Source organism: Staphylococcus sp. AntiMn-1 (assembly GCF_001663395.1).
In the GTDB taxonomy this organism is placed as follows: domain Bacteria; phylum Bacillota; class Bacilli; order Staphylococcales; family Staphylococcaceae; genus Staphylococcus; species Staphylococcus equorum.
In genome coordinates this window covers 1,137,664-1,154,260 of sequence record NZ_CP012968.1, presented here as the reverse complement: position 1 = coordinate 1,154,260, position 16,597 = coordinate 1,137,664, and the positions used below count along the sequence as shown (strand labels likewise).

Genomic DNA, 16,597 nt, shown 5'->3' with positions numbered 1-16,597 from the left:
TTATAATGAAGATGAAATTTAATATTTCTAAACTACTTATTTATAAAGGAGATTATAAACATGCCAATTATTACAGATGTTTACGCTCGCGAAGTCTTAGACTCACGCGGTAACCCAACAGTTGAAGTAGAAGTATTAACTGAGAGTGGCGCTTTTGGTCGCGCATTAGTTCCATCAGGTGCCTCTACTGGTGAACACGAAGCAGTAGAATTACGTGACGGTGATAAAGACCGTTACTTAGGTAAAGGTGTTATTAAAGCAGTTGAAAATGTAAACGAAATTATTGCACCAGAGTTAGTTGAAGGTGAATTTTCAGTTCTAGAACAAGTATCTATCGACAAAATGATGATTCAATTAGATGGTACTGAAAACAAAGGTAAATTAGGTGCTAACGCTATTCTTGGTGTATCACTAGCAGTAGCTCGTGCAGCAGCTGATTTATTAGGCCAACCACTTTACAAATATTTAGGTGGATTCAACGGTACACAATTACCAGTACCAATGATGAACATTGTTAATGGTGGTTCTCACTCTGATGCACCAATCGCATTCCAAGAGTTCATGGTATTACCAGTTGGAGCAGAAACATTTAAAGAATCATTACGTTGGGGCGCAGAAATTTTCCACAACTTAAAATCAATCCTTAAAAACCGTGGTTTAGAAACATCAGTTGGTGACGAAGGTGGATTCGCTCCTAAATTCGAAGGCACTGAAGACGCAGTAGAAACTATTTTAGAAGCAATTAAAGCAGTTGGTTTAGAACCAGGTAAAGATGTATTTTTAGGCTTTGACTGTGCATCTTCTGAGTTCTTTGAAGATGGCGTTTATAACTACGCTAAATTCGAAGGCGAAAATGGTAAAAAACGTAATGCTGAAGAACAAGTTGACTTCTTAGAAGAATTAGTTAACAAATATCCAATCATCTCTATTGAAGACGGTATGGACGAAAACGACTGGGACGGTTGGAAAGTATTAACTGAACGTATCGGTGATCGTGTACAATTAGTAGGTGACGATTTATTCGTTACAAACACTGTTAAATTAGAAGAAGGTATCGAAAAAGGTATCGGTAACTCAATTCTAATTAAAGTTAACCAAATCGGTACTTTAACTGAAACATTTGAAGCTATTGAAATGGCTCAAAAAGCTGGTTACACAGCAGTTATTTCTCACCGTTCAGGTGAAACAGAAGATACTTCAATTTCTGATATCGCTGTTGCAACAAATGCTGGTCAAATCAAAACAGGTTCATTATCAAGAACAGACCGTATTGCTAAATACAACCAATTATTACGTATTGAAGATGAATTATACGAAACTGCTAAGTTTGACGGACTTAAATCTTTCTATAACTTATCTAAATAATACCGCTTAAAAATTAAAGAGTTCACGCGCTAACACGCAAGTCATTTATGGCTTGCGTGTTTTTTAAAGAAGACCTTACCACTTTAGTGGTTAGGTCTTCTTATGCAATAGCTTTAGCTATTGTAATCCTCAGGTGTTCACTTTAGTGGTTAGGTCTTCTTATGCAATAGCTTTAGCTATTGTAATCCTCAGGTGTTCACTTTAGTGGTTAGGTCTTCTTATGCAATAGCTTTAGCTATTGTAATCCTTAGGTGTCCACTTGAGTGGTGCGAAGTTAATGAATACGTCTACTTAAATAGAAGTATGAAGGTAGATGAAATGCTAAACGAACAAGATTTATAGTACTACCTTACAATATGGCTATATAAATTATGTCACATAATTTATATAGTAAGACTTTCTTAAATTGTTCATCTTTCACTATGAAACTGATATAATTAAAGATGTAAATCATAGAAGGAGCCTTAATTTATATGGATGTAAAACCTAAATCAAAAGAAACAAAAACGGCTCATCTGATTGCTTATAGTTCATTAATCATCGCTATTCTTTATGCAATACATTTATTTGTTGTTTTAGATGATAGTGTAATTAAACAATTACTTTTAAATAGTGAACAAAAGCCATCGGAAAATGCTGTTGGAACAATTAAAAATAGTTTTCAATTTACAGGCGTAATGTACATATTTGCTAACTTAGCAGGTATCATCGCCATCTGGAATAGACATACTTATTTATGGTGGTTTATGTTTGCTGTATTCATCTCACAAATCTTGTATAATGTAGTTAATATCGGTCCGGTATATGGAGCAATATTAGATGTTAAAGCAGGAATTAATTTAATTCCATTAACGGTTGTATTGATTATGTCATTTGTATTAGCGATTTATATGTTAGCTGTTTCTATTAAACGTAAGAGTACGTTCAATAGATAGTAGTTTGCTAAAGAAGACGAACGTGTGGTATAATGCGATTCGTATATAATGAATGGAGGACAATTTTCATGCATACAGTAGTAATGATTATTTTAGTTTTAGTATGTATTGCATTAGTAACTGTTGTATTACTCCAAGAAGGTAAAAGTAATGGACTATCAGGTGCGATAAGTGGTGGCGCCGAACAGTTATTTGGTAAACAAAAGCAACGCGGTGTCGATTTATTCTTGCATAGATTAACAATTATATTGTCTGTCATTTTCTTCTTGTTAATGTTAGGCATAAGTTATTTTGGTTTATAAGGTCCGACAATGTTAAAGTCGGGCTTTTTTATTTATAATAGATATGTTGTACGCTAAAAAGAAATTTATAAAAATTAATTAACTCGAAATCAAGCATAAGCGAAAGGGTTGAATCACGATGCAAATCAAACTTCCAAAGCCATTCTTTTTTGAAGAAGGCAACCGAGCTGTGTTATTATTACATGGTTTCACTGGGAATTCATCAGATGTAAGACAATTAGGCCGATTCTTACAGAAAAAAGGGTACACATCTTATGCGCCTCACTATGAGGGACATACTGCACCCCCTGAAGAAATATTAAAATCCAGTCCTTTTGTATGGTTTAAAGAAGCATTAGACGGTTACGACTTTTTAGTCGAAAAAGGATACGATGAAATTGTAGTCGCTGGTTTGTCACTTGGTGGCTGCTATGCATTAAAATTAAGCTTAAACAGAGATGTAAAGGGTATTATAACTATGTGTTCACCTATGTACATTAAGACAGAAGGGTCTATGTTTGATGGTGTGCTAGAATATGCCCGCAATTTTAAAAAGTATGAAGGTAAAGATGAAACCACAATTAATAAAGAAATGGACGTTTTTCAACCTTCAGAAACTTTAAAAGAGCTTCAAGGACAAATCCAAGATGTAAGAGATCATGTGGACGAAGTAATGGATCCATTATTGGTCGTTCAAGCAGAACAAGACCAAATGATCAATACAGATTCTGCAAACATTATATACAATGAGAGCGAATCTGATGAGAAAGATATTAAATGGTATGCGAATTCCGGACATGTCATTACAATTGATAAGGAAAAAGAATTAGTATTTGAAGATGTATACCAATTTTTAGAATCATTAGATTGGTCTGAATAAAAATTATAGAATTATTTAAAAAAAGAAAGGAGGGGCATAATGAATTTAAAACCAGCCATTGAAGAAATTATTAAACAACCAGATTATGAACCCATGTCTGTATCTGATTTTCAAGACGCATTAGGTTTAAATAGTGCCGACTCATTTAGAGACTTAATTAAGGTGCTTGTTGAATTAGAACAAACAGGTTTAATTCAACGTACAAAAACAGATAGATATCAACGCAAGGAATCTAACAAATCCCAACAATCAAAATTGGTGAAGGGTAAACTAAGCCAGAATAAAAAAGGCTTTGCATTCTTACGTCCAGAAGAAGGTGAAATGGATGATATCTTTATTCCACCTACAAAAATTAATAGAGCCATGGACGGTGACACGGTCCTAGTAGAAGTACAAAATTCAAAAGGTGAACATAAAGGTAAGCTAGAAGGCGAAGTGAAATCGATAGAAACGCATTCAGTCACACAAGTGGTTGGTACGTTTAGCGAAGCACGCCATTTCGGTTTTGTATTACCAGATGATAAACGTATTATGCAAGACATCTTTATCGCCAAAGGACATAACTTAGGCGCTGTAGACGGCCATAAAGTACTTGTACAGATCACGAAGTACGCAGATGGTACAAACAATCCAGAAGGACAAGTTTCGGCTATATTAGGCCATAAAAACGATCCAGGGGTAGATATATTATCAATCATCTATCAACATGGCATTGAAATTGAATTTCCAGACAATGTTTTAGCAGAAGCTGAAGCCGTGCCGGATGAAATTGAACCATCACAAATTGAAGGCCGTCGCGATTTACGTGATGAACTTACAATTACAATTGATGGCGCGGACGCAAAAGATTTAGATGATGCAATTGGTATTAAAAAGCTAAGCAATGGTCATACGCAATTAACAGTCAGTATCGCTGACGTTAGTTATTATGTCACTGAAGGATCAGCCTTAGATGAAGAAGCATATAGTCGAGCTACAAGTGTCTATTTAGTTGACCGTGTGATCCCTATGATTCCACACCGCTTAAGTAACGGTATTTGTTCTTTAAATCCAGACGTTGATCGCTTAACATTGAGCTGTCGCATGGAATTTAATGAACGTGGAGAAGTCGTTAAGCATGAGATTTTTGATAGTGTGATACATTCAAATTATCGTATGACATATGATGAAGTGAATGAAATCATTACAGATCAAAATGCAGACACACGTGAAAAATTTAGTGAAGTTACGCCAATGTTAGACTTAGCACAAGATTTATCACAACGTTTAGTTAACATGAGAAGACGTCGTGGTGAAATCGACTTCGATATTAGTGAAGCAAAAGTAATCGTTAATGAAGAAGGTATCCCAACAGATGTAGAATTAAGAAAACGTGGTGAAGGAGAACGCTTAATCGAGTCATTTATGCTTGCAGCAAATGAAACGATAGCAGAACACTTCGATCACTTAGAAGTACCATTCATATATCGTGTTCACGAACAACCAAAATCAGAACGTTTACGCAAGTTCTTTGATTTTATTACGAATTTTGGACTAATGATTCAAGGTACAGGAGAAGAAATCCATCCTTCAACATTACAAAAGATTCAACAAGAAGTTGAAGGCCAACCAGAACAAATGGTTATCTCAACAATGATGTTACGTTCAATGCAACAAGCACGTTATGATGATGTAAATTTAGGACACTTTGGCTTATCAGCTGAATACTATACACATTTCACATCACCAATACGTAGATATCCTGATTTAATCGTACATAGATTAATACGTAAATATATTGTAGAACAATCTATGAACAATAAAGAGAAGTCAAAATGGGAAGCACTGTTACCAGAAATTGCTGATCATACATCTCAAAGAGAACGTAGAGCGATTGAAGCAGAACGTGATACAGATGAACTTAAAAAATCAGAATATATGGTACAACATGTTGGCGAAGAATTCGAAGGTATTATAAGTTCAGTTGCTAATTTTGGTGTGTTTGTTGAATTACCAAATACGATTGAAGGCATGGTACACGTTTCGAATATGACAGACGATTTTTACCATTTCGATGAACGCCAAATGGCAATGATTGGTGAACGTCAGGCTAAAGTGTTCCGTATAGGCGACCCAGTTCAAATTAAAGTCATCAACGTGGACGTAGATGAGCGCATGATCGATTTCCAAATCGTTGGTATGCCATTACCTAAAAATGAACGCAGTCAAAGACCTTCACGTGGTAAGACAATCCAAGCGAATCCTCGTGGCAAATCATCAGATAAATCTAAAGGTGATAGCAAGGATAAAACGAAACACAAACAACGCAGAGGTAAAAATCAGCGTAACAACGATAAATCAAATAGTGGTAATACAAAACACAAACCATTTTATAAAGATAAAAATGTGAAAAATAAAGCACGTAAGAAGAAAAAATAACTCAACAAAGAGGTGAAACTCAATGCCAAAGAAAAAATCACCAGGAACACTAGCTGAAAATCGTAAAGCCAGACATGATTACGTCATTGAAGATACGATTGAAGCGGGCATTGTGTTACAAGGGACTGAGATTAAGTCAATTCGTCGTGGCAGTGCCAATCTTAAAGATAGTTATGCGCAAGTTAATCGCGGTGAAATGTATCTTAATAATATGCATATTGCCCCATACGAAGAAGGCAATCGCTTTAACCATGATCCTCGCCGTTCACGTAAACTTTTATTGCACAAACGTCAAATTGAAAAATTAGGTGAGCGTACGAGAGAAGTAGGTTATTCGATTGTGCCATTGAAACTCTATTTAAAACATGGACACTGTAAAGTATTGCTAGGTGTTGCACGTGGTAAGAAAAATTACGATAAGCGACAAGCATTGAAAGATAAAGCAGTAAAACGTGATATGGATAGAGCAATGAAAGACCGTTATTAAGCGGATATATTGCCAAAGACCCTGATCTTTGGTAATATAATATGTGCTTTCTAAAAAGCTGAGCGATAAGCGTGAAGTGGACAGGAAGTGCATTTTATACTATTTAGGGGGCGTTTTTGGATTCGACAGGGGTACCATGAGCAGGTTAAGCGTGTCGGAGGGTTGTCTCCGTCACTAACACACACAGTTATAATAACTGGCAAAGAAAACAATAATTTCGCAGTAGCTGCGTAATAGCACTCTGCATCGCCTAACGGCATCTCCTATGTGCCGTTAACCGCGATTCAACCTTTAGTAGGATACGCTAGGCACTGCCGTTTGAAGTCTGCCTAGAAGAGATTAATCAAACTAGCATAATGATGGCCGTCTATCACTTACCATTATGCGAAACTCAATGATAGACTACACACGTAGAAAGATCTGTATCAGGACCTCTGGACGCGGGTTCGAATCCCGCCGTCTCCATATCAAAAGGCTTAGCCATTGTGGCTAAGCCTTTTTTGTATTTAAGTTGATACATATTTCAAATCTCAATGTTGCACGTAATTGATAAACATCATTCATTGTGAGCTTATTTGTACCTAATATTTTAAATAAATATTTTCTTTAAACTGGCCTAGAATCAAGATTATTTAACATAGTACTTTTTAAATTTTTTAATTGTAGTATTTATAGAGAATAAACCAATCAAAAGAGTAACAAGTCCTACATGATCATTGATAAATTGCAGGTAGATATTTATATAAGATACATCACAATAAGCGTATAGAACGCAATGAACAGCGTGAAAAAGAGAATGAAGTTATATATCAAAACTTTGTAGTAGAAGTGAAAGAAAGCTTAAATAATGAGCGAGAGGAGTTGGTTGTGATTGTTCTTGAGACTGAACAGGCGCTTGTTGTGTTTGTTGTTGTGATTGGGCCGGCTGTTGTGTAGATTGTTGTTCTTGTGTATTCACTTGTTCTTGAGGTTGAGCTTCTTCAGTACTTTCATCTTGTGTTGCTACTTCTTCAGATGATTTGTCGTCTGATTTTTGTTTTTCATCTGACTTATCTTTTTCTTCATCTGACCCTTTATCTGAATCCTTATCATCTTTCTTACTTTCTTTATCTTCAGATTTAGTTTCTTTTGTGTCGTCTAACTTACTTTCTTCTTCATTCCCACATGCAGCCAATACTAAAAAGCTTGCTAGAAATAAAAACAATAACTTCTTCATTTATGCATCCCCCTAAAAAATAATTATATAACTTAATTGTACTATACTTAAAAATGAATAGTGAAACTAAATTGTTAAGATTAAGTTAAGTATCTTTATAAGTCTAGTGGGGCAGTTTTAAATTATGTTGCAATTAGATACCCTTAATTACTATAAAAACCATTAATTGTTATACGATTATATAACAATTAAATTGTATAATTAATAATAAATTTTGATTATTAAGTAAAAAATTACATTTTGATGTATAATGAAGGTAATGAAGAAAAGGAGATTTATAAAATGAATATAAATATAGTAACTGATTTATTGAAAGAAGAAAACGTTGTGAGTATAGATTTATTATTGGTAACTGGTAAATTAGAACGTGCTAAAGAAATTGATGTTGATAAATCATCCGAGAATTTATTGTTTGTGACAAAACCAAAAAATAAAGTAATTAATTTAAATCATGTTGTTAAAATAGAAACTGTACTTAAATTTGAAGGTAATGTCACTTTTTAATAATTACCTAACACAAGTATGAAAATGAATATGTACAAAGTGCAACGACTTACGTTGTTTTTGTGATTTTTATATTTTAGACACAGCTAGAAATACAATGTGAGTCATGATTTAGCAACACCTATAGCGGTATTAAATGAAGTAATTAACTCCCGCAGACGTTAGATTATAAGGCTAAGCCATTGTGGCTTAGTCTTTTTAGTTTGTGTTGATTTAGTATTGTCGAATATAAGCTTGTTGAAGTACGGTGCCGTATACAAAATAATCTTTTTGTTGTAAGAAGCGGTGTGTTTTTAAATTTAATGAAATGAAGTGTGACAATAATGTAAGTTGTATTAATACCCGCCTTTGTTAAAATTATCTTTGGCTTAATGAAAGTCAACTTTAAAAAAAGATATTTAATTTAGGAGGATAATATGAACGAGAGCGTAAAATACAATAGAATTTCAGAATTAGATTATATGAGAGGCTTTGCCTTACTAGGAATAATTCTAACTAATATAATTTCAATATTTGTCTTGCCAGCACCAAGTAACTACGATCAGGCTAGTTATTTAAAGTTCATTGATTTTTTTGTTGAAAGTAAATTTTTTACAATATTTACATTTTTATTTGGAGTCGGATTTTATATATTTATTCGCAATGCTAAAGCAAAACAATTAAATAGTAATATCGTATTTATAAGAAGGTTAGTAATCTTAGCGTGTTTCGGTATATTGCATCAAATGCTTCAACCAGGAGAAGCGTTACTATTATATTCAATCATTGGCTTGATCTTATTGCCTTGTTTTTATTTTAAAAGGTCTATCAATTTAGCCATTGGCTTAATATTATTGGCTATTTGTTTATATATAGGTAGTAAAACAATATTACCGATACCATATTTCATATTAGGACTGGCAGCTGGTCAATTTAATATTTTTGAGAATATTAAGACTAAAGTGTTAATTGTAATAGTAAGTGCTTCAGGTGTGATGTCTGCATTAAGTTGGATTTTGCTAAATAAGTCATATGTATTTCCTACATATAAATTTTTAGAAGATAGTTCGAACAATGAATTGATTAATAAATATATTCAAAATAAAGATTTGTATGATCAATTAATCGTTGTTACTAGTCCATTTATAGCGTTATTTTATGTCTCTCTATTATTATTAATTATAAAAGTACGAAGCTTTGCTAAAATCTTAAGCCCATTACGATTATATGGAAGAATGGCGCTTACAAATTATGTAGGACAAACTTTATTAATTTGGCTGGTTATATTATGTGTGGATAGTGATCAAGTAGATTATATGGATACTTTATGGATCTGTATTGCAATCTATATTTTACAATTGTTATTCACAAGTATTTGGCTGAAATACTTTAAATATGGCCCATTGGAATATATATGGAGAATGGGAACTTATTGGAAATGGTTTAGCTTGATAAAAAAATAGGTTGAGTTTTTAAAATTACACTAATGAGAGAGTGGAATAAGATGAAAAATAAAAGAAAGAAAGCTTTAGTTTTTGTATTGATTATTACGTTAATTATGGCATTAGCTATGTCAACAATGCATTATATTTTTGGCTATAATTATGAGAATTCGGAAATGGTTAAAGTATTGATTTACTTTGAAATTATTATGAGTATGCTTTCCATATTTATGTATAAAAAACTTTTCTCAACACAAAAATTATTTAACATACGGCTTTCTTTTTGGTTTTTACCTCTTATTATTCTAATCATAATTACATTGGTTGTATTTTTTATAAATGGAGATTTTACCGGCAAAATACCAATGGTTTCTTTAATATTAGTAACAACACTTTTAGTTGGTGTTAGTGAAGAAGTAGTATTTAGAGGTATAGTGTTGGAAACATTTTTACAAAAGGGCGGAATAGTAACAGCTATTTTAGTTAGTGCGATATTATTTTCCTTATTTCACGCAGTTAATATTTTTGGCGGATCATCAATAGGTGAAGTGATAAACCAAATGATTGGGGTATTTTTAGGTGGAATAGTGTATGCTTGCCTCTCAATAAATTTAAAGAGCTTTATACCACTTATTATATATCACTGTTTATGGGATTTTCTAATCTTAAGTAATGAAATAGTTAGTGCTAATATTGAAGTGTTTATTTTCATTATAGGAACATTAGAATTTATTATTTTAATTCCAATATTTATTTACACAGTCATTAAATTTAATAAAGGGGCTTAAATAAAGTTAATAGGGAATGAACATTGCGCAAAGAGGCTGAGACATGTGATATGTCCCAGCCTCTACTACTTGTTATGATATTTAAAAAACAGAAATAGAATAATGTTAATTTATACTAGTGAAAGATGGAAATATACAGGGGTTACGAGGTTAACCTGTGATTGTTTAATCAAACTCTATTTCGTATAATGATTCGTTTATTTGTTCGTACAGCTCATATTTTTCTAAATAATCAATCCATACATCATTCGGTTTCTTTTCTCTTTCTTCAACTAAAGATTTAATTTTTTCATATATACCTTTCATCAAATCTTTATACATCGCATTTGCTGCTCTTTCTATTTTTGCCTCTGACCAGCGCTTTTTCGGTGGACGTCTTTTATCCTTTTCTAGTTGATAGTTGATAGCTTTGTCGTAAAAGCTATCTAACGCTGGTAATTTATCTTCTATATGTGCTTGAAATTCATTTAAATTCATAAATATTCTCCTCTTTTAAAAAACAACGTTCTACATAATTCTAACAATAATAGGGTAAATTAAATACCTGATGAATAATTCATTTATTTTATAATGGACTGAATTGTTATTGAATAACCCAGTATCTGGACTAATTGATTATTAGAATAATATTTGTCAGTTGATAGTGCTATCACTATTAAGTATACCAGTCTATTCATGCTATTTAGTTACTTTTCTATAAGTTTCTAATTTTTTCTTGGTCAATAGGTTCATTTTTAAATGTATGAATTTAAACATTGATATTCGTTATTCCTACTGAACATGTAGCATGTTTAGTAAATGAATCTATTTTAATATTATTTTCTTAAGTATCAGTGGTAATGTTAAATATAAAGAGTTGAGCGTTTTACATATGATTTAATCAATAAACTACATGAATTATACTGTAATGAATATAAGTAACTGCTAAGAATGAAAGCAATCAAATTATTGTATAGTGAATGAAACTCATTTAAATAGATTGGTGGTAAATATATGGAGAAAATAATGGTTATCGGGTCTTCGGGTTCTGGAAAATCAACGTTATCAAGACAACTAGGTCATAATTTAAATATACCTGTTTTTCATTTAGACGTATTATTTTGGAAACCTAATTGGGTTATGACAAGTTCTGAAGAACAAAAAGAAATTCAAAAAACATTATTGCAAAAAAAGAAATGGATTATTGATGGAAGTTATACTGGTATCTTAGATGAAAGATTAAATGCTGCAGATAGTGTGATACTTTTAGATTTGCCAAGAAAAATTTGTTTTTATAGAGTTTTTAAGAGATTGTTTAAAAATATTGGTAAGACTAGAATTGATATGGGCAAAGATTGTAAAGAAAGGATCAATCTCACATTTTTAAAATATATTTGGAATTTTCCTAAGCACAGAAAACCATATTTATTACAAAAAATTAAGGCAAATAAAAACGATAAAAAAGTATTTGTTTTAACCAACATTAAAGAAATTGAACAATTTAGAATGAATGTGGAAAAGAACGACTTTTAAATCTAAAAATTACTATGGATTGTTTTTAAACTGTTACAGAAATCGTAGAGGCTTGGTCTGACGCCTTCCTAGTTGATGAAGTATTAGCCGAAGACTACAGGCAGTTTCTGTGATTGCTCAAAGTATGTACAAAAAACGTTGGCAAATTTGGATTCTTTGAGACGCCTTAATTAAGGTGTCTTTTTTTGATTATTGAGATAACTTTATAATGAAATTAATTTGAATATTACAGATTAACCAAAAAAATTAAAATGGAATTAATATTAGTGTAATCGACAATTAAAAACCACATGATATATTATTCTAAGATTGAATTATTTTACACTTTAGCTTACAAGTCAATGACAATATTGCTTGTATAGTTTATTTAGTAAAATAACACTTAGAAGGGACGATTTATAATTAAACGATACATATATATTTTTTCATTTTTTATTATAGGCGTTTTAAGCATATTAGGATTTACACATTTAAACACTGCATCCGCTGCGACGGCTGCAACTCAAGAGGAATCCATAAGTCATATGAACACGTTAGAAGGTAAGGGATGGGATTATGATGATGAATATGGCTGGCAATGTTTTGATTTAGTGAATGAGCAATGGGATTATTTGTATGGTCACGGATTAGAAGGTGACTATGCAAAAGAAATTCCAACTAAAAATAACTTTGAGGGTGAAGCCACAGTATATAAAAATTATGAGGGCTTCCAAGCACAAGCTGGAGATATCGTTGTATTCAATGATGAATTTGGCAGTGGTGCAGGTCACACAGCAATCGTTACGGAAGGTAATTATAATGGCGCTAGTGATAAATTTGAATCATTAGATCAAAATTGGGATGGCGGTGGCGCTGAAAAAACAGAAGTAGCTCACAGAGTAGTACATGATTATGAAACTGAAATGTGGTTTATACGTCCTCATTATGTTCAATAAATTAATTCATGATTAATACGTTTGTTTATCATTGGAACGGTTAATCAAAATTATGCACAAGAGTATCTTGATATAAATAACTCCACATTATGTTGCAACCCTAACTCATTAGGTGGATAATAGAGTTAACGTATGAGAACCATAAAATATTAATTAGGGTGACAACACATGAGTGATGTATATGTATTCATAATAGAATGTAGCGATGGTAATGTTTATCGTGAGTATGTGGAGAATATATGGAAAATTGATAAGGCATTAGCACTTAAAAGATTTGAAAAAGGAATTCATAGATATAATTACTTTTATCTAAAAGATTGTGATAGCTATGTAAATGTAGCGAAGATTACTTCTATAAAGATTGATGATGCACACAACACTTGATCAATTACTCATTCTTATTTAATTAATAAAAAGTTAACAGATTATAATTTAAGGCGAGCGCAACGTTGCGTTAGCCTTATTTTTATATCTGAAAAGTGTAAAAAGGCGGTTTACGATACTAAATATAAATAATAGAATGGTCTAGTGTAGTATTTTGGGGATTTAGTGAGGGATTATAAATGTTATTATATGTTAAGGCTCTTGGGATGAGCATCTTAATTGGGATTTTAATCTTCTTATTAATGTTTATAGGCACAGGAAAAGATCAACTGCTTGGTAGTGTGATTATGGCACTATTAGGCTTTTTTGGAAGTTTTATTTCTTTCTTGTATGAAAAAAAGCATAATAGGGAGTCTAAATAGATTAATAAAAAAATAAATAGAAGGTAATCTAGTTGTTTAAACAAGTTTGGCTCGACTTCACGTATCCACGCTTGAAATTGATACTCTATTTATTTTCTTCTAATCTAAGTGTGACATTTGAGAAGTTAACTGTTTTAACAGTTGCTTCTTTTTTTGTTTACAAACAAGAACAAGTGTTCTATTATATCTTTGAGGTGATAAATATGGAGCCAAATTTAAATTGGAAAAAAGATTTTCAAGAATTCCAAGAAATACTAAATTCTGGCATTAATCCTGAATGGTTATATAGTGCTAAAGCGAATATGATATTGAACCCTGCATATACTGGAGAAGGTAGACAATTCTTTTTTACAAAAGATATTATGAAAGCGAGTAAAACAATTCCATTCTTTTAATGTAGTTAATGCTATTAATATCTAAAAATGATTAAAAAATATTGCTTTAAGTAATATTAATATAGATATAAAGTTAAACGCTAGGTAGACATAGATACCTAGTGTTTTTTCATTTTCTGATTTTCAGTTTTTTGGAGGCATGATACGCTTATAAAAACTATTAAGTTACAGAAAAATGGAGGATTATAGATGAAATCAATAAAAGTGTATCATTATGATGCTTTTAGTAAAAAGCCAAATAAAGGTAATCCTGCTGGAGTTGTTTTAAATGGAGATGACCTAACAGAAACGGAGATGCAAGACGTTGCTTTTAAAGTAGGGTTTAATGAAACAGCTTTTCCAATAGCATCTGATAGAGCAGACCTTAGAATACGCTATTTTTCACCAAAACAAGAGATGGAACTTTGTGGCCACGCAACAATGGCAACCATTTATGCGTTAAAGACAAACGGATGGTTAGAAAATAAAACAGAGCTAACTATTGAAACCAATGCAGGGGTCTTACCGATACGTATTACAAAGAATGAGCAAAAGGAAATACATATAACAATGAAACAAGCATTACCACAATTTAAAAAATTTGAAGGATCTACATATGATTTAGCAAAAGCAATTGGCATTGAAGAAGTGGATTTTGACGATGAGCTACCCATAATGTACGGTAGCACTGGGGCATGGACACTTTTAATACCTATAAAGTCACTTGATATTTTTAATAAAATGGAACCAAATAATAAGGTGTTTTCTTCAATTTTAAATGAAATACCAAACGCATCGGTACATCCATTTTGCCTTGAAAGTTATTATGAAGAAGCGGATATGCATGGTCGTCATTTTTCTTCAACTTTTTCAGGAACAATAGAAGATCCGGTTACTGGCACTGCTTCAGGTGTAATGGGGGCATATTTTGCCAAGTATATAAAAAAAGAGTCTGATATGCCTATCAATCTTATTGTAGAACAAGGACAAGAAATGAATAAGGATGGCCAGATGATAGTGAATGTTGCAGAAAATAACGAAATCGAAATAACTGGCAATGCTGTTTACGTAAAAGAAATTGATATATCATTTTAGAAATTAAGCGTTTTTTTAAAAGTATGTGCAGAACTTTATGCTTTATAACAATAGTGAACAGATACTTTTGTATTTGCTATATGGGTATAGTAAAGTTAGTTTAAATGAGATATTTAGAGAGGTTGGATAACTATGGATTTAAATAATGTCATAAATACCTATAAAGTAATACTCTCGAATGCTTCTACAACAAGTAAAAATGATAAACGAAGAAACGGTGTAGATAAAATAATTGGACTGTTTATTAAAAACCCTGAAACGAAAAGTGAAGGGTTAAATTTTCTGGAAAGTTTAGATACAGAAACATTCTATAATTTACTTAGTGCTTGGGATATAGGTCGAAGTGTCCTCACAGCGCCAGACTGTTTGAATGATGATATCAGGATTAATGGAGGCAAGACAAATTTAATGAAAGAAAATGTTAAAACATTAAAAAATAATTTACCTATCCAATATGAAGCAGCCATCTATTTTAAAGATAAAGACTGTATTTTTGTAAAACAATGTCTCATAGCATTTCAGAAAGAGTTTATATAATAATATAAACACCACTTAAAAGACGAGGAATAACTCTTTTAAGTGGTGTTCTACTATAAGTAGTAAACTTTAGAAATATTTGTGTTTGTAGCACTTGTAGAGGTGCAAAATAATTGTAGAAAAAATGACTACTAAAATGATGACAAATTGAAATATACCTATATCAATATTTCCGCCAGTAGCGTTATATACGTCTTTAATACCCATGAAAGATAGAAGCGTGGATAACTCGAAATTTAATATAGTAATGAATCTTCTATTGAAATTTATAGCGTCTTTGGATATTGTTTTATTCTCAAAAGTGGATTTAAAATTTTCGAATTTTACGTAATACTTAAATAAGAGATACATGAAAATCCATAAAGCTAAAATTATTATTGGAAGAAGGAATATTTCTTTTTTGTATCCCCACGCATCTGGGTTACTATATAAATCAAAGTGCACAGGTACTTTCTCTGGCAAACTATTGTAATTAATAGAAGTATATAAAAAAAGTAAAATAATAAAAATTAAACCAGTGAAATTCAAGGTTTTGTTGATCATGATATGTCCTTTCAAAATTGGAAGATTCGGTACTAATGTCGCATTATGAAGAAATTGCTCATAAAAAAGAACCAAATGCTTTTATAACAAATGGTTTGTTTATGTTCTAAAATAAACACTTGGAATTTTTGTTGTCTTTTATATTTTATAATAAAATTATAGAAATCACAAAAAATACGGCTGATAAAATAAATAAGATAGCACCAAAAAACACGAGTTTTCTAGATTGTTTTTGAATACCTAACTCATGGTTATTGTCTAATTTTTTTTCGTTGATGATTTTGCGCTCATTATTAAATTCATAAAATGAAAACAAACTAATGATCAATAGAATCAAACTAATTATGAAAGTAATAATGATTAATATGTCCATTTATGAGTTAGCTCCATCTACATTATTTGATAAAATTTCTAAGTAGCGATATATATTATTTGAAGTGGTATCTTTCGGTAAACTGTGAGTAAATACATGCCCGTTTTTAGTTTCAACAGTATAAGTGACGTGGTCAAGATTGATATTATAATTAATGATTTGCATAAATTTCTCCTCGGAAATTGAA

The 16,597-nt window shown here is 31.7% G+C and carries 20 protein-coding genes and 1 other RNA gene; 17 read left to right on the top strand and 4 right to left on the bottom strand.

Annotation, left to right across the window (positions count from 1 at the left end; translation table 11 throughout):
• Nucleotides 1-60: 60 nt before the first annotated feature.
• The 7 genes from eno to ssrA all read left to right on the top strand — a co-directional run bounded on the left by eno (nucleotide 61) and on the right by ssrA (nucleotide 6,834).
• Complete coding sequence (gene eno, locus AOB58_RS05705; RefSeq protein ID WP_021339867.1) at nucleotides 61-1,365, top strand: surface-displayed alpha-enolase; 1,305 nt, start codon at nucleotides 61-63, stop codon at nucleotides 1,363-1,365.
• Between the two features lie 473 nt (nucleotides 1,366-1,838).
• Nucleotides 1,839-2,300, top strand: coding sequence for a hypothetical protein (locus AOB58_RS05700; protein WP_021339868.1), 462 nt, complete (start codon nucleotides 1,839-1,841; stop codon nucleotides 2,298-2,300).
• Nucleotides 2,301-2,368: 68 nt separating this feature from the next.
• Complete coding sequence (gene secG, locus AOB58_RS05695) at nucleotides 2,369-2,602, top strand: preprotein translocase subunit SecG (RefSeq protein WP_002508249.1); 234 nt, start codon at nucleotides 2,369-2,371, stop codon at nucleotides 2,600-2,602.
• Between the two features lie 118 nt (nucleotides 2,603-2,720).
• Nucleotides 2,721-3,461, top strand: a complete 741-nt coding sequence (locus tag AOB58_RS05690; RefSeq protein ID WP_064783066.1) for an alpha/beta hydrolase — start codon at nucleotides 2,721-2,723, stop codon at nucleotides 3,459-3,461.
• A gap of 39 nt (nucleotides 3,462-3,500) precedes the next feature.
• Nucleotides 3,501-5,879, top strand: coding sequence for a ribonuclease R (gene rnr / locus AOB58_RS05685; protein ID WP_064783065.1), 2,379 nt, complete (start codon nucleotides 3,501-3,503; stop codon nucleotides 5,877-5,879).
• A 22-nt stretch (nucleotides 5,880-5,901) separates the two neighbouring features.
• Nucleotides 5,902-6,366 (top strand): SsrA-binding protein SmpB, encoded by a 465-nt coding sequence (gene smpB / locus AOB58_RS05680; RefSeq protein WP_002508246.1) that lies wholly within the window; start codon nucleotides 5,902-5,904, stop codon nucleotides 6,364-6,366.
• A gap of 106 nt (nucleotides 6,367-6,472) precedes the next feature.
• Nucleotides 6,473-6,834: a transfer-messenger RNA gene (gene ssrA, locus AOB58_RS05675) on the top strand.
• A 334-nt stretch (nucleotides 6,835-7,168) separates the two neighbouring features.
• On the opposite strand, the gene AOB58_RS05670 is transcribed toward ssrA, so the two are convergent.
• Nucleotides 7,169-7,582: a hypothetical protein gene (locus AOB58_RS05670; protein WP_237283174.1), complete on the bottom strand. Its 414-nt coding sequence runs from the start codon at nucleotides 7,580-7,582 to the stop codon at nucleotides 7,169-7,171.
• A 282-nt stretch (nucleotides 7,583-7,864) separates the two neighbouring features.
• On the opposite strand from AOB58_RS05670, the gene AOB58_RS05665 reads away from it, so the two are divergent.
• From AOB58_RS05665 to AOB58_RS05655, 3 genes are all read left to right on the top strand, one after another.
• On the top strand, nucleotides 7,865-8,086 hold the full coding sequence (locus AOB58_RS05665; RefSeq protein WP_021339885.1) for a hypothetical protein: 222 nt from the start codon (nucleotides 7,865-7,867) through the stop codon (nucleotides 8,084-8,086).
• Nucleotides 8,087-8,502: 416 nt separating this feature from the next.
• A complete protein-coding gene (locus tag AOB58_RS05660) occupies nucleotides 8,503-9,528 on the top strand; it encodes a DUF418 domain-containing protein (RefSeq protein ID WP_021339886.1) in 1,026 nt (341 codons plus the stop codon).
• Nucleotides 9,529-9,569: 41 nt separating this feature from the next.
• Nucleotides 9,570-10,295 (top strand): CPBP family intramembrane glutamic endopeptidase, encoded by a 726-nt coding sequence (locus tag AOB58_RS05655; RefSeq protein ID WP_021339887.1) that lies wholly within the window; start codon nucleotides 9,570-9,572, stop codon nucleotides 10,293-10,295.
• Between the two features lie 165 nt (nucleotides 10,296-10,460).
• On the opposite strand, the gene AOB58_RS05650 is transcribed toward AOB58_RS05655, so the two are convergent.
• The gene (locus AOB58_RS05650; RefSeq protein ID WP_002508233.1) at nucleotides 10,461-10,772 is read right to left on the bottom strand and encodes a hypothetical protein; all 312 of its coding nucleotides are present in this window, start codon (nucleotides 10,770-10,772) and stop codon (nucleotides 10,461-10,463) included.
• Nucleotides 10,773-11,288: 516 nt separating this feature from the next.
• Here AOB58_RS05650 and AOB58_RS05645 point away from each other — a divergent pair.
• From AOB58_RS05645 to AOB58_RS05615, 7 genes are all read left to right on the top strand, one after another.
• Nucleotides 11,289-11,807: a DNA topology modulation protein gene (locus AOB58_RS05645; protein ID WP_064783064.1), complete on the top strand. Its 519-nt coding sequence runs from the start codon at nucleotides 11,289-11,291 to the stop codon at nucleotides 11,805-11,807.
• 524 nt (nucleotides 11,808-12,331) lie between these two features.
• The gene (locus AOB58_RS05640; protein ID WP_021339889.1) at nucleotides 12,332-12,742 is read left to right on the top strand and encodes a CHAP domain-containing protein; all 411 of its coding nucleotides are present in this window, start codon (nucleotides 12,332-12,334) and stop codon (nucleotides 12,740-12,742) included.
• Between the two features lie 228 nt (nucleotides 12,743-12,970).
• Nucleotides 12,971-13,126 (top strand): hypothetical protein, encoded by a 156-nt coding sequence (locus AOB58_RS05635; RefSeq protein WP_230456616.1) that lies wholly within the window; start codon nucleotides 12,971-12,973, stop codon nucleotides 13,124-13,126.
• A gap of 179 nt (nucleotides 13,127-13,305) precedes the next feature.
• Nucleotides 13,306-13,488, top strand: coding sequence for a hypothetical protein (locus AOB58_RS05630; protein ID WP_021339890.1), 183 nt, complete (start codon nucleotides 13,306-13,308; stop codon nucleotides 13,486-13,488).
• Nucleotides 13,489-13,691: 203 nt separating this feature from the next.
• The gene (locus AOB58_RS05625; protein ID WP_031266130.1) at nucleotides 13,692-13,883 is read left to right on the top strand and encodes a hypothetical protein; all 192 of its coding nucleotides are present in this window, start codon (nucleotides 13,692-13,694) and stop codon (nucleotides 13,881-13,883) included.
• Between the two features lie 189 nt (nucleotides 13,884-14,072).
• Nucleotides 14,073-14,957, top strand: a complete 885-nt coding sequence (locus AOB58_RS05620; protein ID WP_021339892.1) for a PhzF family phenazine biosynthesis protein — start codon at nucleotides 14,073-14,075, stop codon at nucleotides 14,955-14,957.
• Between the two features lie 132 nt (nucleotides 14,958-15,089).
• On the top strand, nucleotides 15,090-15,494 hold the full coding sequence (locus tag AOB58_RS05615; RefSeq protein ID WP_021339893.1) for a hypothetical protein: 405 nt from the start codon (nucleotides 15,090-15,092) through the stop codon (nucleotides 15,492-15,494).
• 69 nt (nucleotides 15,495-15,563) lie between these two features.
• On the opposite strand, the gene AOB58_RS14050 is transcribed toward AOB58_RS05615, so the two are convergent.
• Together AOB58_RS14050 and AOB58_RS05605 are read right to left on the bottom strand one after the other, a co-directional pair.
• Entirely contained in the window at nucleotides 15,564-16,037 is a 474-nt protein-coding gene (locus tag AOB58_RS14050; RefSeq protein WP_021339894.1) for a DUF1648 domain-containing protein, read from the bottom strand.
• A gap of 145 nt (nucleotides 16,038-16,182) precedes the next feature.
• On the bottom strand, nucleotides 16,183-16,410 hold the full coding sequence (locus AOB58_RS05605; protein WP_021339895.1) for a hypothetical protein: 228 nt from the start codon (nucleotides 16,408-16,410) through the stop codon (nucleotides 16,183-16,185).
• Nucleotides 16,411-16,597 lie beyond the last annotated feature (187 nt).